The organism is Pseudomonas morbosilactucae (genome assembly GCF_023241715.1).
GTDB classification, from domain to species: Bacteria; Pseudomonadota; Gammaproteobacteria; order Pseudomonadales; family Pseudomonadaceae; genus Aquipseudomonas; species Aquipseudomonas morbosilactucae.
Map to the genome: position 1 here is coordinate 56418 of NZ_JALQCW010000035.1, position 19486 is coordinate 75903.

Annotated in this window: 12 protein-coding genes; 3 read left to right on the top strand and 9 right to left on the bottom strand. The window is 56.9% G+C overall.

The features are described 5' to 3' along the window. Window positions 1–39: 39 nt before the first annotated feature. Genes M1B34_RS15375 through M1B34_RS15385 form a run of 3 tightly spaced genes read right to left on the bottom strand, consistent with a single transcriptional unit; the run spans window position 40 to window position 1679 of the window. Entirely contained in the window at window positions 40–183 is a 144-nt protein-coding gene (locus tag M1B34_RS15375) for a hypothetical protein (protein WP_177434924.1), read from the bottom strand. Between the two features lie 37 nt (window positions 184–220). Next, window positions 221–1030 carry a zinc-ribbon domain-containing protein gene (locus M1B34_RS15380; protein WP_268265550.1) on the bottom strand — a complete coding sequence of 270 codons (810 nt, stop codon included), beginning with the start codon at window positions 1028–1030 and terminating at the stop codon, window positions 221–223. A gap of 28 nt (window positions 1031–1058) precedes the next feature. Continuing rightward, entirely contained in the window at window positions 1059–1679 is a 621-nt protein-coding gene (locus M1B34_RS15385) for a helix-turn-helix domain-containing protein (protein ID WP_130888412.1), read from the bottom strand. Between the two features lie 371 nt (window positions 1680–2050). Here M1B34_RS15385 and M1B34_RS15390 point away from each other — a divergent pair, with 371 nt between their 5' ends. After that, window positions 2051–3694, top strand: a complete 1644-nt coding sequence (locus M1B34_RS15390; protein ID WP_177434925.1) for a hypothetical protein — start codon at window positions 2051–2053, stop codon at window positions 3692–3694. Beyond that, window positions 3691–4320: a nucleoside/nucleotide kinase family protein gene (locus M1B34_RS15395; RefSeq protein WP_130888414.1), complete on the top strand. Its 630-nt coding sequence runs from the start codon at window positions 3691–3693 to the stop codon at window positions 4318–4320. Before M1B34_RS15390 ends, M1B34_RS15395 begins: the two co-directional genes overlap by 4 nt. Window positions 4321–4470: 150 nt before the next feature. Here the strand turns inward: M1B34_RS15395 and M1B34_RS15400 are convergent, their stop codons facing one another. From M1B34_RS15400 to M1B34_RS15420, 5 genes are all read right to left on the bottom strand, one after another. Then, window positions 4471–4773, bottom strand: coding sequence for a hypothetical protein (locus M1B34_RS15400; RefSeq protein WP_130888415.1), 303 nt, complete (start codon window positions 4771–4773; stop codon window positions 4471–4473). Window positions 4774–4880: 107 nt separating this feature from the next. Then, window positions 4881–7763 (bottom strand): ATP-binding protein, encoded by a 2883-nt coding sequence (locus tag M1B34_RS15405; RefSeq protein ID WP_130888416.1) that lies wholly within the window; start codon window positions 7761–7763, stop codon window positions 4881–4883. A 12-nt stretch (window positions 7764–7775) separates the two neighbouring features. Next, window positions 7776–10616: a DUF1156 domain-containing protein gene (locus M1B34_RS15410; protein WP_268265551.1), complete on the bottom strand. Its 2841-nt coding sequence runs from the start codon at window positions 10614–10616 to the stop codon at window positions 7776–7778. Next, window positions 10613–14134 carry a helicase-related protein gene (locus M1B34_RS15415; RefSeq protein WP_130888418.1) on the bottom strand — a complete coding sequence of 1174 codons (3522 nt, stop codon included), beginning with the start codon at window positions 14132–14134 and terminating at the stop codon, window positions 10613–10615. The genes M1B34_RS15410 and M1B34_RS15415 overlap by 4 nt, the downstream gene beginning before the upstream one ends. Before the next feature lie 855 nt (window positions 14135–14989). Next, window positions 14990–15862: an EamA family transporter gene (locus M1B34_RS15420; protein WP_268265552.1), complete on the bottom strand. Its 873-nt coding sequence runs from the start codon at window positions 15860–15862 to the stop codon at window positions 14990–14992. Between the two features lie 118 nt (window positions 15863–15980). On the opposite strand from M1B34_RS15420, the gene M1B34_RS15425 reads away from it, so the two are divergent. Continuing rightward, entirely contained in the window at window positions 15981–16763 is a 783-nt protein-coding gene (locus tag M1B34_RS15425) for an AraC family transcriptional regulator (protein WP_268265553.1), read from the top strand. A gap of 118 nt (window positions 16764–16881) precedes the next feature. Here M1B34_RS15425 and M1B34_RS15430 read toward each other — a convergent pair whose 3' ends face one another. Next, entirely contained in the window at window positions 16882–19305 is a 2424-nt protein-coding gene (locus M1B34_RS15430; RefSeq protein WP_268265554.1) for a glucose/quinate/shikimate family membrane-bound PQQ-dependent dehydrogenase, read from the bottom strand. Window positions 19306–19486: the final 181 nt, after the last annotated feature.

Genomic DNA, 19486 nt, shown 5'->3' on the forward strand with positions numbered 1-19486 from the left:
CTTAATTGATTGTTTCGCCTGATGCACTTCTGATTGAGATCAGAAAGCGGGGGGTGTCTTGCGCTGCCCTGCCCGGTAAACGGCCTTGCCTCCTAGTTGCAGCGCGACAACCATTGCAGCGCCGGCGGCGAAACAGATTGCATTGGTCAGTAAAAACTCAAGTGGTGAAATCGTAGGATTCATCAACGAATACTCCAGTTGCGATTGAACGAAAGCGCTTTTATCGGCTTGTCACCCGTGCACCGCAATTGCCACAGAACTTAGCGTCTGCCGTGAGTGGAAAGTGGCATTCTGAACAGGTTGGCTTAAGCAACATCTTCTGGCGCATGTGACCGATCTGAATGACACAGGGGACGGTTACCCGGTAGGCCGGGCTGGCGAGGTCGAAGGCAGTCCAGATCCCGGTGATCGCCCAACCGACGGGGCCTGTGAGAACTGCCAAACCTCTGCCCAGAGTCGCACCACCGGCGAAGACCACGCCCCGCCCCACAAGGCTGCTCATTGTTGCGCTCGCTACCATGGCAGAGAGGGAGTAAGCCGTGAGTCCGGAGGCACTCAGGCTGGCGATGAGCGTGGCGAGAGCGCTCGGCCCCATCCCGGCGCGGTATCCGGGTCCTACTGACTCGAAGAAGGTAGCTTTGTCTTCCTCGCTCATACGGCTGAGCGATTGCTCAATTACTTTCGCGATGATTGCCATCTCTAAATCGCCGCAACTGGCGGTGCTGATCTTGGCTACGCCAACATGGTTCGCAACGTCGCTGAGCATTTCTTTGTAGGGGACACCGCTGCCCCCGCGGAAAAGGTTCATCAACGAGTTACCGCCAAAGCGTGTCAGCTCTTCTGCCACCAAGGCGCGCATGAATTCATTGACTTCGCCTTCCTTGCCTGCAACCAATTGTCCGCACACTGTTGAGGACAGAGAGACCCGCCCCTTGCCGTTGTCGGTGATGACGTCAATAAGTAGCCTGACATCATCTGCGCTTGAGCTCGTCAGCACATCTGCGAGGTCCGCATCGTGAATCAGTGCCATGCTAGAACTCCTTCTGAATTTGGATGAATTAGTTTTCGATCTTCGGATCGTTCGGTGTTGCCCGGTTGGCCAGCGCGCCGGCAATAGCCGCTAGGGCAACTCGCTGGTTTGGACTTCGGACTTGCCGGAGTATCAATGCATCAAGGGTAAGGCAGTGCCGCCGACGCCATTCGTCTCTAGCATTTGCACGCGCTACTTCTGGCGAAGCACCAACCCCAATTGGTCGTGGATCAGGATGCATCTTTGACTCACGCAGCACCTTTTCCACCGGACTCTTGGCTTCTAGTAAACCGTTTTGCTGGAGTTTGCCGGCGGCGGGCAAATAGTGACCGATATCACCCAAAGCGTTACCAAGGGCTAACCAGTCCTGAGGACGCATGAGCAGGAATGCAGGCGGCACTCCCAGCACATCGGCAATGCGCTCAAGCGTATCGAGGTTTGGATTGGCGGCCGAGTCATCCTCTAGCGATTTGAGCGAGCGAAGTGTGCTTCGAGCAATCCCCGTCTCGGCTTGCAACCTGGTGGATGTGACTGGCCCTGGTAAGCCGCTGTCGCGCTGCTTACCTGCAACCGCCATCACCGCACTCAGATTCTCGCTAAAGAAGCGTCCAAGCGGCTTAGGTAGGTTTTCTGGTGACCGGCTGTCCATGTTGATCTCCCGTATTCGATGGCGGGAGATTACTCAAGAAGATGGGTAGTAGCCATCATTAGTGGAGCTCTAGCGATCCATAAATATAAAACTTGGAGCGCTTACGCTCCAATAAAGATCGTGCCGTATTTAATACGTTCCCAGTCGATCGCTGGCGTCGATGGCAATACTGAGTAGATATTCTGTTCTTTCTCGCTGGAAATGGTTTTGCCGCTATGTGGGTCCGGCAGGGTGCTTTAGGCTCTGCACTTGAGGTATCTCCCGTTTTACCGATAACTTGTAGATTCTTATCCGCGCCGCCCCACCCGGCTGCGCCCCATCAATCAAGATCAGAAGGAGTCGGGGCGGTGTCTTCAGCCCCGGTAGTAATCATGGACCAGACAAATCAGCCTGCACTTCAAGTTCAACCAGCATGGGCGGTCAACAACCCATACCTTGGGATTCTGGCACCGCGATTTTTCGCTGACGTGAACGCATGTGACTGGTCCGATCTACCACGGCGAGTGGTTCGGATGTTTGAAACAGTTGAGATGCAATACTCATCTGAAGCTGAAGCGAAAGCTCTGGGGATGAAACTGCATGCTTTGCTGCATGATGGGGCGTTCTTGCCCAACTCCCCCGTGATGATGAATAGTGAACACGAGAACAGCGCTAATCTATTCGCCTGCCATGTACTGGCTCCCCCCCTGAATACCAGCGCCATGAAAGTCGCCGGAAAGATCCACGACGGATGTGGCGGCATTGGCTACGACCTGACATCGGTCGACGATCCTGTGGCCATGACAATGTTCATTGAGCAGCAGACAGCAATCCTCAATCCAACCCGTAAACGCAAAGCTCACAGCGCTGTAACTCTCCATGCCGACCATCCAATGGTGTCCTCTTTCATTGGCATGAGCAGTTCGCTGGAGATCACACACACTAACGTCGAACTCGACGGTGAGTTCTTCGCCGCGTTGCATCGCACAGACACTAAGGCCACTGCCACCTGGGACGCTGTCTGCTCATCAATCTACAGCACCGGTCGCCCCGCCATCGCATTCGGCGAGCATAAGTCCCTTCGCTCTCCAAATGGGGAACGTTTGATTCTGAACGTTTGCGGAGAGAGCTTGCTTCGCGAAAACGAGTCCTCACTGATCGGCTCACTGAACGCTTCGAGGTTCATCCACGCTGGTGTGTTCGATGAAAACCGCTTTCAAGAGGCTGTAAGCCTTGCAGTGCGTTGCCTGGATAACCTTCACGACATTCAGAATCACGCGTCTGAGGAGGTTGCTGAACGATGCAAGGAAAGTCGCAAGATCGGTCTGAGCGTCATGGGGTATGCAGACGCTTTGTTGCTGATGGGAAAACGCTACGGGACTGAGCAGGCACTGGAGTTCGCCTCACGCGTGATGGCACTGATGAAATCGGCTGCTCGGTCAACCAGTGAGCTCTTAGCAACCAACCGAGGCAGCTGCAGCCCTAAACTGTTGCACCCCGGCGAGCCGCTGCGCCGAAACGCTTCCCTGATGGCCATCGCTGCAAATGGGACTTTGAGCCTGATGGCAAACGTGTCTGGTGGAATCGAACCGGTTTTTAGCTATGTGCTTCGCCAGACTGTTGAGAACCGAGTAATTCACCAGCTCCAACCCACCCTCCGCCGCCTGCTTATAGGGCATGACTTAAGTGCTGCGGTGATTGATGAAATCACTAATCAGTTGATCAATGGAGATGCCCCGTGTGAGATCGCTTTGATCCCAGCCGCAATACGGGAAACGATGATTCGTGCACATGACCTCACTCCAAGCGAACACATTCGCACCCAGGCTACGTTCCAATCGTTCATCGATGGGGGGATTTCAAAGACAATCAACCTGCCCTCCAGTAGCACTCTAGACGACATTGCAAAGGCTATTCTGAACGCCCGCGCAAGTGGTTGCGTTGGAATATCTCTTTATCGGGATGGGAGCATCAGCGGGCAACCTACACAGATGGCAAGCGCCAACGAGTCGACTTCAACAGTAGTCGCCGCTTGAAACGCCAGTTGGTCGTATCCTTTGACGGGCCGAAAGCCACAGGCAAGACGACTGTGCTTGAAGCTACGGCTCCTTGCCTGCGGGCGGCAGGCCACAATGTGGTTTGTCTTTGTGAAAAGGAGCTCGACCCTTTCCGGCCGGTAACATTGGAACTGATCAAGGAGCTCACTTCAAATCCGAACCTAGGGTTGGAACGTGAAGTATGTCTACAGTTGGCTAAAGGAAGGGCATGGATCACAGAGAACGTCATTGAGTCACAGGATCTTGGCAGCATTGTCCTCATCGATCGCTGGTACCCGTCAGACTCCGCATTCCGGAGAATCCTGCCCTTTCCTGAGATACTGCAGCTGAACCTCGACATGGGCGTACGGATCCCTGACCTACACGTTGGGGTTATCACAGCGCCGGATATCTCGTGGGAACGTGCTGCGAGGCGCGCTCGCGGACTGAATAGCCTGGTGATCAAAAACGCTGCAGAACACTCAGCTTGCTCAGCTGCATTCGAAAATGCCATCGCGAAGTATCAGTGGTTCTCCTGCCGTAATGAATTGACTGTGCAAGATGCGGTCAACAATGTGCACGACGGTGTCCTGCGTGTATGCGCCGACTTAGCCATTAAAGGATGAAATACCCAGTAACGCCTTCATCGTCACTGAAGGCGACAACTACAACGGCGCTTGAAGTCAGGTCGTGGCTGAATTGCTCAATACGTCCGGGGGCTACAAGGTCGAGGGAGAAGACGATCCACCAGTTTATCTGGAGATTCGCTTCATCGATTAGAGCCAGTGCTCTGGGATGGCTATTACATAATTTTTAGCCACGGATTGGAGCGTTGCGATGATTTCCGTGTGACGAGCCCGCTCTATCTCTTGCCAGTGCGCACGTCGAGCAAGAAGAGCTTTCAGCTCTTCTAAATTGTACATCTTGAGCCGGTGGAAGTTCCCCCAGCTCGGAGTGCCAAATAGATTGTAGATCACCACGGTACCATCACGCTCACTAGCAAGTCGTTTGTCGCCCGTAAGCTTTTCCACCGCCTCTTCAGCATCGTCTCTATCATCGTAGGTGTTGATAAGTTTCATGTGGGCCCGGAGCAAATGTTTGGACTGATTGTTTTCGATAGCACTGGCTAGGCTGTGCGGTCGCTGACCGTAAGCCAGTTTCCGCTCAGCTCCATCCTAGAACTCAGTCACTCTTCGAACGCTTGATTTTTGAACTTAAGCAGATTGCAGTTTTCACGCACAGCCCGCTGCGTACTGTCATCGAATCCTGCAGATGATTCGGCCTCAATCTCGACTGAGATTCTCACATTGATCCCCGGTTTCTGTGTAAACAGCATCAATACCTCGTCGGCCAAGTCTGAGAACTGCAACTTAGCTTTGACCGGATCGAGTTCAACGGTGCCGAAGAACATCCGCTTTTTGGCAACAGGGCCCGGTGCTGGCATAGGGGCCGGAGAGCCACTGCTGGAGGGCGAAGGCAAAGGTCCAGAATCGTCATCCGCATCATTCCCTGTAGCATTACTTCCTGATCCAGCGCCCGACACGTCGCGTCCATGCGTCGCAGGCATAGCAGCGGCCTCGCGCTCAGCGGCCTCGGCCGCAAGCTTGGCCGAAAAGTCGGAAGCTGCCTTGGGTTCGATCAGCAATAATGTGTCGTCGAAAATCACCGAAGTGTTTTCGGCGAATTGGAAGCCCTGATAGCGGCCTTCCTCATTGCCATAGGCGACGCCGAAGAAGTCACGCGAACTTATTCCGACACCAATCGCCATCCGTAGAGTATCCGCGTCGAGGAGCCGAGGCAGATACAGGTAATGACATGTTTTGTGCCAAGTCTCGACCGCGCTAAAGGCGGGAGCATCATCTTTCCAAAACCATGTCCGCATCAGATTTGACAGATGGATGGGTGACCATTCGGTGATGAGTAGTTCGTGTTCTTTGAGAATTTTCTCAATCTCGTCGGCACGATTCGCCACTGCCGGGTTAACTTGGAAATGCTCCCATTGGAGATCACCGATGCCCTTACCAGGCTTAGCCTCCTGCATGGGGGCCAATAGCCATTTGTAGGTCTCGCGCACCATGCGCGCCAGACCTTCGTTGGCCTGTTCGAGGCTACTCGACGCTTGCTTGGCTTGGTGCTGATCGAGATTGAGGCGGCCCTCCTTCACATCAGCCACGATGGACTGCCAAGCGAGCGCTGAGCACACATGATCCTTGAGGCGGCTGACGTTGTCGGCGTCCGGCGCCAAGAAAATCAGCCGATTTTGTTTCTGCCGAGCCAGATCTCCGCGTTGCCTCAAGATCGCCAACGCGGCATCGGTCGCTGGGCCTTGCGCAGATCGCCCAAATGTGGCCTCTGGATGCAGGACCACGATCCGCAACGCCAAATCATCAGGAACACTCGCGCTCTCAGTGAAGACGTGTACTCCGCCGAAGGATCCAGGCGCAAAACGCAGTTTTTCGCGTATGTAAGGGTAGACATCCTCACGTAGGTTGAACCGGCGCTTGCGGTCTTCCATTTCACGACGAAGATTTGGCCGGGTATCGAACCAGTATCTGTTATTCGCGCTGTTGAAGTATTGAAGACGGTCAACCAAGGAGCGGACGCCATCCTTATAGTGTCCCAGCACCTGCCCAGGCTGCGCGCAGCCCAGCATCAGGTTTTCAAGCTCAATGCCCCTATGGTGCTTTGATCCGCCAACAGCCCCCGCATCTGGAGCAGATCCGAGGAATACGGCTCTCGCGATTCGGCGGCAAGCCAAGATGGACCCGAACAGCGGCTTCGCGTTGTCGAGTTCAGTCGTGATCGCCCGCTCGCCATCAATATCGCGCTCGAGGACGGGATCCCACCCCTGTGGCAGATAGTAGATAGCCTCGTTGCGGGTGTCCGAGTCATACAGCGGCAGACTTCCAGGCTGGATCATTAGATCGTTATTGCCGTCAGTCCAAAGGCGATGGATCACCTTGGCCATGAATTTCAAAATACCGCGGGTGCGCTGGAAATTGTCAAGCGAGGACCAATCCTCGTAGAGCCTATCGAAGACCTCCGGATGGATCGGATACGCATGCTTCATCCGGTCAAAATAGTGGCTGTCTTGTGTATCTGGGGGAAAATCTCCCGCGTTGGCTGAGTAGAAGTCCGCATAAGCCCGGCACACCTCTTCTGCGCCTAGCTGATCAGAGATGTTGGCGAACAAACGCCGGCGTACAATTTCGAACGCTTCTTCGGTTGCCACAGGCTTCCATAGCGCCTGAACACGTCCAAAATAATGTTCTAAAGCTCGTAAAGCTTTTATCCCTTGCTGGCTGCCTGCCTCCCGATCAGAGTACGGCAGCGATGCCAGGAGTATTGCCGTCGGCACTGCCTTTAATGCCTCGGTGAGTGACTGGACAAAAGAAATTTGTGTGTCGTATGTGCCGCCAGAGAGAGTCTTACCTTCCTCAAACTGGGAGACGAAACGAACCAGCTCATCCATTAATATGATGCAAGGCGCACGCGAGGCCAACATCTGGGCTAGCGCGCTCTTACCAGGCGCAGTGCCATTTTCATCGGCCTCCTGCACCATCGCGTAACTCTCCGCGCCTCCGAGTTGCCAAGCGAGCTCACCCCAGATCGTCTTCACAGCGAACTCGCCATGCTTGCGTGGCTTGCTAGCCAAGTCGAGCAAGTCGACACCATCTAGCACCGCGACGTTTGCCCTCGGCAGTTCTTGGATACCTGCCGCGTCAAGGATTGGCGAGATGCCTTGGAGCTGACTTGCTGGAAGTGTGCCTTTCGCCAAGTGATAAACGGCGAGCAGGGTATGTGTCTTACCGCCGCCAAACGCAGTCTGGAGCTGGACGACCGGATCGCCACCTTTGCCAGCGAGGCGCTTGACTACCGAGTCGAGCAACAGGCGCATACCCTCGGTGATGAACGTACGCTGAAAGAACAGCGCAGCGTCCTGGTACTCCTCGGATGCCGAGCCTTGATGAACACGCGAAATATCGGCCGCGAATTCGGCCTGCTGAAACGTGCCTTTGAGGACGTCCTCATGAGGAACGGCGATCTCGCGCCATGGTTTAAGGCTCATTCTTTTGCTCCCTTAGATTTCAATAATGCCTTGCGAGCCATACTGGCCCTTCTCATGCGAAGCGACTTCGATGGCAGTCCACGAAGCGATCAACTCGTTATAGGCCCGGGCCTCGTCGGCCCAGCCTTTCCGCTCACACAGCGTGTAAAGGCGGTAAGCGAGATTTCTAATGTTGTCCGCTCGTGCCGGCATTCCCCCTAGCAACGAGCCAGATGCGGCCTCCCCTTGCGTTTGGAGAGCCCTGATCATTTGATGCAAAGCCTCCCAAACTGGAGTGTTGTTGTCGTTCTCTGGCATCCAATCGGCTGGATATTCCGAAGGTTTGAGTAGCCGGACCTTTCCGGCCCCAGACTCCACAACGCCTGCCGCACCCAGGCCTTGTACGCTGGTTCCCTTCGCGCGAGCTAATACGTCTGCTTGACCAAAATCGCCTTCTGCCCAACCTTGGCCATCAAACCAGGAGAGGCAAAACTGGGTGTCCGAGTCAAAGTCATCTACACCCTCGGTCAGCATCTTATTGATCAATGTGAGCGCGGTGTGGACGGTCATAAGTTTGCCGTCGGCTTCAAGGACGGCCGAGTACTTCGAGAAAATCGCCATACCTGGCCCGATCACGGCCTGCGCCAAATCGACTGGGGCCACCGGCGAAACGCCTTCTGCACCACCGATCATTACATCGAGTGCCTCGGCCAAATGCTCTTTGAGTTCGCGTTGGAATTCGCGCCGGGAAATAGCCTTCGCATCCGCGTCGCGCTTGCGACAAACCAAGACAATGGATGAAGCCAATGCGTTGGAGCCAATAGCTCGTCCTCGCACGCCTCGCTCCGTTCGTACCGGCCACGTTCCCGTGATTACAAATTCAGCCTTGATGACGGACTCAAGGAAGCTTTCCCATCCGGACGACGCTGTGCCCGTCGCCCCAGTGTCGCTCTGTTTGAACGCGTAGTAGATGGTCACCGGTACCGATTCGTTGGCCTTATCATGCATCCGCTTTAAAGCCAACGTCATGCCGTCAGTGAAATGCTTCATCGCATCATTGATATCATCGTAGAGGCTATGCGAAGCGACTAACTCGTCGGCCTTAGGCGTTTGCCGTGTCGCAAAAATGTCTGGAAACACTTGACGCAGGCAAGGCCGCATCCAAATGTAGAAAAAATCGGACAAGTTCGAGTAGGGTACGTTGTCATAATAAGGCGGGTCAGTCGACACTACGGTTTGAGTTTCGATTGGCAACGACGCATTAGCCGCGTCGAGCTGCATGGCGTGGCCAGTTGCCGTGGCTGGCAACAAATCTATCACCCTGGCTATCCAGCCAAGGGCGCTTGTCCAAGATCCGCCGCCGTCCGTTAAAGGATTGACTTCGCCATAGTCCCAAACAATGGGCAAAGCATGTGTAGTGAAAGCGCCTTTAACAAATTCACCACCAGATTCCCATGAAGACAAAGTGTTCCAATAATTCGCCACTCTACCCACACCGCAGGCCAAGTAAACTGATACCGCCTCAGCATATGCGGTCGCGCCCGTGCCCCCTTGCTCGAGGCCCAGGTTGTCGTCCCTCATCCCCGCTTTGATCGCGTCTTTGCGAATCTCCTCTCTAGCTTCAACTACCAGAGCGCAAAACGTTGTTAGCGCGAATTGCTGTCGCAGATTGAAAAGGCTTTGAAAGGTCTTCATGCCGTAGACAACGACATTGGTGCAACCCGACCAATGAAGGATTTCAGCCTCCGGCGCGCTAGGCTCCATCGCCGAGAAGTCTGGCTCCTCCATTTCGCTAGCCGCGACATAGACCTTGCCTTTCGTCGTCTGCACGACCGCCGCCATCAGTCTCTGCCCCATACGCCCAGCCAGCCCTTCCGTTCGGATATAGGTGAGCGGAATCGGCGAGTCGGTTAAAATACAAACACCGCCACGGCCTCCGACCGTGCTCTTGATGGCTGGTGTGCCACCCTCCTGCAGAACGAACGAATAACTAAGCTTGTCGTCGGCGACCTGAGGCACCATGTAGATCTCGCGGCCCTCACGTTTCGCGAGTTGGAAGGACTTTGCGAGCGGAATATGCATGCCACCAGCAGCCGGATTAGGACTGGCTACTGTTCGGCACCATAGCCAAGTTAGGACCGTACCCGTACCGCCGCCCAGCCTGGCCGGTAACTTTATCTGCGCATAGCGCTCCCCCAGCCTCTCTGCAGCTTTTTGACCGATCCAGGTGCCGTATCGGCGGAGATCCTCGGACAGGCCCCGTGCACCGGTCCAAAGCTCGGGAATGCGCTGCTGCCGTGCCGCCAGTGACAGTGGTCCAACCGGAGCCATGTCTTTAAACTTCGGCGGGATCTCGATCATCGCCTTGTTCAGAACAACAGGAACAGGATTGAGGTCGGTAGCGTAGCTCTCAAAGCCGAGGCGCTGTGCTTCTAAAGGTAGAGATCCGCCACCCGCGAACGGGTCATGAAACACTGGCAGCACCTCGGGATCAAATCCGGGAACGCCAGGATTGAGGTCGCACGTCTCCTTCCACGATTTGCGGATCTCCGCGCGCGCGCGGTCAAGGACCTCTTTGTTGTCCGTGTTCTCCCACTTGACCAAATCCCGAATGATATTAAAAAGTCGCTCCCGCTCGACCTTTGCCCTCTCCTTGTTTACGCCGCGGCCTAGATGTCGTTCATAGCCAGGGTCATTGACCATCTGTGCGAAAAGGATGGCGCGTGCAGATGCCAACGGACGCCGGGCAAACCAGAGATGGAGCGTCGATGGATGGCCATGGCGGATTGACTTTTCTTTTGAGGAGGCCGCATTGATGTCGTCGAGCGGCAGTGCCACTTCAATCAGCTTCTTGGGTGTTTTAATCAGTGTCATGCAGATTTAGCCTTCGAGAGCAAGGACGCGAGGTCCAAGTTGATGCTTGTCACTGCCCAATCAGGCTCTTGCGTGAATGGGTTGCGAATATAGTGAGGACCTTCGTGGCTTTCACCGTCGATGATTACGATGGCCAAAATAAATTTATCGGCTTGGTTGAGCCCGTAGAGAATTTCATTGCGCGTGACCGTGATTGTCGACTGACCTTTGGATCGCCCTTTGACCTCGATATGCCTTGCCTGGGGAAGCTTGCCGTCTAGGGAGGGAACAATCGAAGTCATGTCCCAACCGCACTTTTCAGCGGACACATCGACTACCTGATGCCCCATGGCCTCCTCGGATTTACGGACGGCCTCCATGGCAACCCGCTCGACGCGAGCACGGGCTGTGGCATCAGCGGTCCAGGTCTGGCCCTCTGCATCCCCGCGACGCTGCGCGAGTAGACCAGCAGGGATCACCAGCGCCCCGCCGACCACCACCGGCGTCGCTGAGACTACATGGCGGGAGGCGCGAAGTTCTTTGGTTCTCGACTCCAGGCGGGCGGTTAACTCGTCGACGGTTCGGCGGACGTTCTCGAGCGTCAAGCGCACGTCTTTACCCGCAGCCAAGTCGGTCTTAAACTTTTCATGGCGATCCGACCAGTAATCGATCTCCTTAATCAAGCGCTCATGGACGGCGGTAAGATTCTTGTCAACGTGGGTTTCGCGACGCTCCCGGATTTCCTCAAAATGTTCCGGCACAAGCTTTTCGGAAGCATGCGAGAGTGCCCGTTCCTCAAAGTCTTTGGTGATCCAATCAGCGTCAAGCTCGGGGCCGGCAAGCGCGCGCTCCTCTGCGCTGATCGGATTGAGATCCAGGTGGGGCGCCCAGCCCGCGTTTTGAACTACGCCGTACCTATCTACCGACACGAACTGCAAGCGGCGAGATACTACCAGCGCTCTTTCGTCACCCTCGCGAACTGAGTGATCAATGAGAAATAGTAATTTCAGTTCAAGGCTTTCGTCGTTGGGATCTACAAACGTGGCACCTTGCTTAAGCTTGCCCCGATGCTGCTCGAGCATCAGATCGACCACAGAATGCATAAGCGGATGCGCAGGATGGACCAGACTGGCCATCGCCTCGTTAGGTCGATCAAGAAGGCGAACAAACTTTTTCTCGAAGCAGACGCGCTCGTATTTAATCAAGACCGGATCCATGTTCCGTCGATCACGGCCGCTGATCTGGCGATCACGCTCGCGAATTACGCTTGGCACGAACGTAATCTCATATCGCCCTGAGCCGCGCGGGCGAAGGTCTCCACCCAGACGCTCGAATGCCTGCGAAAAGAAGGACCTGATGAAATACGGCTGAAGCTTTCTCGCTTCTGCTTTCTCCATCTCTTCTTTCAACGCGAAAAGTCGACGTTCATCCATGATTTCCTCAGCTAGCGCGTTGCGACCGATGATATCGCGGAGGTGGCTTGTGTCGAGCGCCCCCTCTACTCTTTGGCGAAGCCGCGCGCGCACGGCTGGATCGTCACCATAGCGAATGGCGTCGATTAGGAGCTCACGAAGGCTGACCCCATCGAACACCTCGCCCAACACATCGAATACTCGACCTCCGAGGGCCTTGCGCTCAATCTCGATCTTATCGAATAGCTTCTGGAAGACGTCGCCCTCGCGGGTCTCGTTGGCAACTAAATTCCAAAGGTGACAAACCTCTGTCTGCCCAATACGGTGAATGCGGCCGAAGCGCTGCTCCAAACGGTTCGGATTCCATGGCAAGTCGTAGTTCACCATTAGATTGGCGTTTTGCAAGTTGACACCTTCGCCTGCTGCGTCAGTGGCAAGCAAAACACGAGTATCCTTGTCGTTACGGAACAACTCTTGGACTTTCCGGCGATCCTCGCGCTTGACTCCACCATGGATCATAGTCACTGCCTCGGCGCTTCCTAGAAGCCCGCGGATTTGGACTGCGAGGTAGTTGAGTGTGTCGCGGTGTTCAGTAAAGATGATGAGCTTGCGCTGCAGGCCGTCATGGCCAAGCATCTCAGGGGTATGCTGCAAAAGCTCCCGCAAACTTTCCCACTTCCGATCTTGGCCAGAGTGAACCAGCGCGCGAGCCTGCTCTTCTAGATGGCCAAGCGTAAGGATCTCCAATTCGAGCTCAGCAATTGTCTGGGCGGCAGTGGCTTGGTCGACTACCTCCTCTTCGAACTGCTCATAGTCATCGGGGCTCATGTCCTCAGCGCTGTCCCAGATATCCTCACCGACACCTACGGTTAGAACGGTTTCGGCCAGCAGCTTGCCGCCGCGCTGCTTGACTCTTTCGTCTTCAACACGGCGCTTCAATTTCTCGCGTCGGCGCTTCAAGGACTGATAGATGGCCTCTGGGCTCGAAGCTAGGCGGCGCTGCAATGCTGTTAGAGCGAATCCCACCGTGCCTTTTCGACCGCCACCTAGCTTCTCGGCACGATTCATTTCCTCTTTGACGTATGCCGTGACACTGGCGTAGAGCGTAGACTCCGCTGGCGAAAGCTGATAGTTGACCGTATAGGCTCTTCGCTCAGGAAATAGCGGCGTGCCGTCGAACTTAAGCAAGTCTTCTTTGACCATGCGACGCATCATGTCATTCACGTCGACCTTATGCGCTCCATCGCGGAATTTTCCGTAGAACCTGTCAGAGTCCAACAGTGACATGAAAAGCTGAAAGTCCTCCTCTTTGCCGTTATGCGGCGTAGCGGTCATCAGCAGAAAATGGCGTGTAATTCCGCCCAAGAGCTTGCCAAGTTTGAAGCGCTTGGTCTCGTTGACCTTCGCGCCAAACCACGTGGCGGAAAGCTTGTGGGCCTCGTCGACGACAATCAAGTCCCATCGACTGTTTTCAAGCTTCTCTTGGAGGTCTTCAGCACGGGAGAGCTGGTCAAGCCTAGCCACCATGAGCGGATTATCCTCGAAGGCATTACCACCACGGCTTTGTTGCTCGAGATCGCGCGAGAACAAGGCGAACTCCAAGCCGAATTTCTCATAGAGCTCATCTTGCCACTGCTCGACAAGGCTACCAGGAGACACAATCAAAATACGGGCGGCATCCGCACGCATCAGCAGCTCTCGGATCAGAAGCCCGGCCATGATAGTTTTCCCGGCACCAGGATCATCTGCCAACACGTATCGTAGTGGTTGCCTTGGCAGCATCGACTCATAGACAGCAGTGATCTGGTGGGGAAGAGGGTCAACGTTTGAAGTGTGGATGGCCATCATCGGGTCGAACAGATGAGCCAAATTGATCCGGTACGCCTCTGCGGCCAACTTAAAATCGGCACCATCCGCATCGAACCCCCAAGGGCGCCCCGCAGTCGCAAGACAAAGCGCAGGCTCGTCCCTGCGAAACACCACTCGCTCGCCGAGACGGCCGTCATCAGATTTATAGATGACAGTCATGGCGTTGTCGCCCAGCGGATCGGCGCTCACGACGCGTACGACCTTGCCCTCTTCGATTCCAGAGATCAGCGCGCCTTTAGCTATGGCTTCGAGCTTCATAAGAATCGTTCCTTTTTTGTTCGATCGAACGCCTGGCGCGCCGATGGCCATGGAAGAAGCCGATGGCTTCGCTGTCATTGGTTTTACTAGCAGTCATACAGAGGCGTCACGTTTGGCTTATGCCACAGGCGGGGCGCTCTAACACCGTGATGCATTAAAGCGCCTTTAAGCCAAGGGTAATAGTATGCGGAATCAAGACCAGGGTCGTAAGTTCTGACCGCCTTGCGCCCAAAAATGTAGCCCGGCAAAGCGGTCCGCGTTTCAATAATCAACGCATTGTCGCACATAGCGGAGTGGGTCACGGCCGGCTTGTCTCCCTGGAGTCGCGGGAGCGGTACCAGCACCAAATCTACCATACGCGCCCATTGATCATCTTTGCCTAAAAGCTCGCGTTCCTGGGTCTGAGTAGCCGCCGAGCGCACATTCGCGATGAATGAAAAGCGCCTGAGCTCTGCCGCTCATGGCCGTACACCCCGTACATGCCGGCTGAGGCGATATCGGCGAGCTGGAACGATTCCACGGCGTTTGAGTACCAAGGTCGAGGATCGGCAGCATGTTTTGAGAGATCGGCCGCGTCGAGCCGTCGACGTTCAGTTCTGACCTTCTCGGACGAAAGCCCAAAATTTTTCAGCTATACGCATGGATTCGGTATGCCAGACGGTATCCCGCCTATCATTTCAAACAAACCAAAACTAGATAAATCAGCAGATTAGAAATTTGATTCAGACCTCCCCGGCCCACCAATCCAAGTTTCCCCATGTTCCTACATGACCGGAAACACCCCAAGAAAGCCCGCCCCGTGCGGGCTTTCTTGTTTCTGGCTTTCCAACCGATCAAAACCGCACGCCCCTCCCCCTACGCCCTACACCAAACCCTCGGCCCTTTCATCAACCCCACAACCAGCGCCGATAGAATCAATGCGATGGACAGGCCTTCGTTGAGGTCAATCCGGTGCCCCAGCATCAGCACTGAACCGGCAATGCCGAAAACGGGAATCAGTAGGGACAGCGGGGCCACTCGGGATACGGGGTATTCGCGCAGGAGCAGGTTCCAGCCCCAGTAACAGAAGTGCGTCGCGGCGTAGACCTGGAACAACAGCGAGAACACGGCCACGCCTTCGAGGTGGCTGACGAGGGTGGTGAACGGCGCCGGCCCATGGGCGAGCCAGGTGAGTGCCAACAGGGGAATCGGTGGGAACAGGCTGGCCCACACCACGAAGGCGAACATTTCTCGGACCTTGGACTGTTTGATGATGACGTTGCCGACGCTCCAGCTAAAGGCGCTGACCAGCAGCAACGCATAACCGATTGTCGTGCCCTGGCCGGGGCTGCTGAGGATGATGCTGAACAACCCCAGCACGGCCAGTACCACGCCGAGTATCTGCCCAAGGCTCAGGTGTTCGCGGAACAGCAGTACGCCCCAGCCCAGGGTGAAGAAGGCGCTGAACTGGATCAACAGGGCCGCGGTGCCCGGAGGGACGCCCAACTCGATGCCGACGTTGATCAGCGCCCACATGGCCACTCCGAAAATCAATCCGTAGGCCACCAGCCAGCCCATCGCGATGGGCGGACGTTTGACAAAAAAGACCCAGGGCAATGCCGCCAGGGTAAAGCGCAGCGCCGTGAGCAGCAGCGGATCGATCGCCGCCAGCCCCAGTTTGGTAATGGGAAAATTCAGGCCCCAGACGGCCGTCACCAAGACGGCCAGGGCCAGGTGTTTCTTTTGCATAGCGCGGATTCCACAAGACAGGGGGCGGCGCCTGTATGCGCCAGCCAGGGCCCCACTATGCGCAATCGCCAGCATGGCTCGCTTGCACTATCAGGTCATAGATCAGTAAATTCGGGCCATGCGCAAAACCGAGCTAGACACCGACGAGAATATTCCCCGCGACGCGGTGGTCACGGCCCATGACTATGGCGACGGGCTGCTGTTTGAACGACATACCCATGAACGAGGGCAATTTGCCTATGCCGCCTGCGGGGTGATCACTGTGTTCACCTGCCAGGGCAATTGGGTCGTGCCCCCACAACGGGCCATCTGGGTGCCGGCGCACGTGCCGCATGAGATGAGCATGAGCGGCCCGGTGACCATGCTGAACACCTACATCCGTACCCCCGCCGCCGACCAGCTTGGCCTGCCAGCGCACTGTCAGGTGTTCGATGTGTCAGCGCTGCTTAGGCAGTTGCTGATCCGCGCCATCGACGTTCCGGCCTGCTATGCGCAGGCGAGTCGGGATGGTCATTTGATGTGTTTGCTGCTGCACGAAATAGCCGCCATGGCGCCCCTGTCGCTGAATGCCCCGCTGCCGAGTGACCCCAGGCTGGCGCAGGCCTGCCGCGCCCTGCTGGAGCAACCGTCGCTGGAGGTCGGCATTGATGACATGACCCAGCAGGTGGGCATGAGCCGCCGCACCTTCACGCGGCTGTTTCGCCAACAAACCGGGATCAGTTTTGTCGAGTGGCGCCAGCAGGCCTGCCTGTTGGCGGCGGTGGTGCGTTTGGGGAACGGGGAGCCAATTACGCGGGTGGCGACTGACCTGGGGTACAGCAGCCCGAGTGCCTTCAGCAGTGTTTTCCGTCGAGTGCTCGGCGAGGTGCCGAGCCGGTACTTTCCAAAGGACCCGCTGTGAAACCGGCCGATTGAAACCTGCCCCACTAGGGCTTTGCCCCTCGATACCCTGACCTGGCAGGCAACAAAAAACCCGCTGCCACCCTCTCGGGCGACAGCGGGTTTCTTGAGGTGCGGCCTTACTTGCTGTCTGGCAGCGCGTAAGCGATCACGTAGTCGCCGCGATCCGGCGACTGGCGAGCGCCGCCTGCGGTGATGACCACGTACTGCTTGCCGGTTTTCGGCGACACATAGGTCATCGGGCCACCCTGGCTGCCCACAGGCAGACGGGCTTTCCAGGCTTCTTCACCGTTGGCCGAGTTGTAGGCGCGCAGGTAGTAGTCCTGGGTACCGGCAATGAACACCAGGCCGCCCTGGGTGGACAGCGTACCGCCCAGGGTCGGCATGCCGATCGGCAGTGGCATTTTCATCTTGATGCCCAGCGGACCGGTGTCCTCGACGGTGCCCACCGGCACTTGCCAAGCGACTTTCTGGGTCTTCATGTCGATCGCGGTCAGGGTGCCGAATGGCGGTGCCTGGCACGGAATACCGGCCACCGATAGGAAGCGGTTCTTGTTCACCGCATACGGCGTGCCCTTGAGCGGTACCGCACCCATGCCGGTGTTCAGCGCTTCACCGCCGGACGACGCCTTGGCGTCTTTCTGTGCCGGGATCATCTGGATCCACAGGCCCAGGCGCATGTCGTTGACGAAGATGAAACCGTGCACCGGATCCGTCGAAATGCTGCCCCAGTTCATGCCACCCAGGGACCCCGGGAAGCTCAGCGACACATCGGTACCCGGCGCGGTGTACAGGCCGTCGTAACGCATTTTCTTGAACGAGATGCGGCACAGCATCTGGTCGAACGGCGTGGCGCCCCACATGTCCGATTCGGTCAGGTGCTGCGCGCCGATCTGTGGCATGCCCACGGACAGCGGCTGGGTCGGCGAGTAAGGCTCGTTGGGGATGTTCGACGCCTTGACCGGTACATCTTCAACCTTGGTCAGGGGCTTGCCGGTGGCACGATCCAGCACGTAGATCTGACCGGCCTTGGTGCCAATCACGACCGCCGGGACCTTGCTGCCGTCAGGCTTGGCGAAGTCGATCAGGCTCGGCTGCATCGGCAAGTCGAAGTCCCACAGATCGTTGTGCACGGTCTGGTAGACCCACTTTTCTTCACCGGTGGTGGCGTTCAGCGCCAGGATGGAAGCGCCGTACTTGTGGTCCAGCGCCGTACGTTCCACACCGTAGATATCGGTGGACGAACTGCCCATCGGCAAGAACAGGGTGTTCATCGCCGGGTCATAAGACATCGGCGCCCAGCTGTTGGGCGTACTGCGCACGTAGGTGCTGCCGTCGGCCGGGGCCTTTTTGTCTTGCGGGTTACCCGGGTCGAAGGCCCAGCGCATAGCACCGGTGACCACGTCGAAACCACGGATCACACCGCCCGGCATGTCAGCCTGGACGTTGTCGGCCACGCGGCCGCCCACCACTACTGTGGTCCCGGCCATCAGCGGCGCGGAGGACAGTTGGTAGTAGGAGTCAGGCACGTTGCCCAGGCCGGCTTTCAGGTCCACTTGGCCGTTGTTGCCAAAGCCCTGGCAGAACTCGCCAGTGTCGGCGTCCACAGCAATCAGCCGTGCATCAATGGTGTTGGTCAGCAGACGGCGCTGGCAGTTGGCACCGGCCGCGACAGCGACCGGCTGGGCCGGGGTGCTGCCATCGGTGGGCTGGGCCACGGCGGCAGTCGCGTCGAAATAAGCCAGGCCACGGCAACGCTGCCACACCTTGGATTGGGCGTTGATCTGGTTTTTCCACAGCTGTTTGCCGGTGTCGGCATCCAGGGCGATGAGGTTGTTGTGCGGGGTGCAGATAAACACCTTGTCGCCAACCTGCAACGGGGTCATCTGGTCTTCCGCACCATTGCCGTCGCTAATGGCAACGTCACCGGTGTTGTAGGTCCAGGCCGGCACCAGTTGCGAAACGTTGCCACGGTTGATCTGGTCCAGCGCGGCAAAGCGGCTACCGCCTTCGTCATTGCCGTAGTGGGCCCAGTTTTTCTGCGCCTTGGCCGGGTCGACCTGGGTCAGGCCCGGGCCATCACCGCTCGGCGACACCGAGTAATGAGGCACAAACATGCCGGCAAAACCGCCAACGATCGCGATCGCCAGCACGCCACCCAGGGCGTAGCCACCACGACCGCCGGCCAGGCCATTGGCCTTGCGCAGGGTCGGGTAGACCAGCGCCACCAACAGGCTCAGTACGCCCAGAGCGAACAGACGGGAGACCAGCGGCCAGAACTTCAGCCCGACATCGGCCAGCGCCCAGATCAGCGTCAGCACCATAACCGCAGCGAACAGCCAGGCCCCTTTAAGGCGCTGCTTGAAAAGCAACACGGCCGAGACGATCAGGCCGAGACCGGCGAGCAGGAAGTACCAGCTGCCGCCGAGCGTGGCCAGATAGCCGCCACCGGCGGCGAAAAGCAATCCAAATACCAGCACTCCGAAAGCGACGACCCAGAGGGGCCAGCGGCTGACGGATGCCGAAGGTTGAGTGTTAGTCATGTTGCATGATCCTGCTGACGCATGAACGTTAGTGGGAAAGTTAAGAGTAGTGGAGGCTGCGACCTTGGGTGGTGTTTCCAGGACAGGGTTTCAGTGAACCCAGCCACGGCCAGCGCATCAGCGCGGACAACAGTCACCCAGGCGCCGAGTTCGACGGGAGCCTGAAATCAATTAACTACTT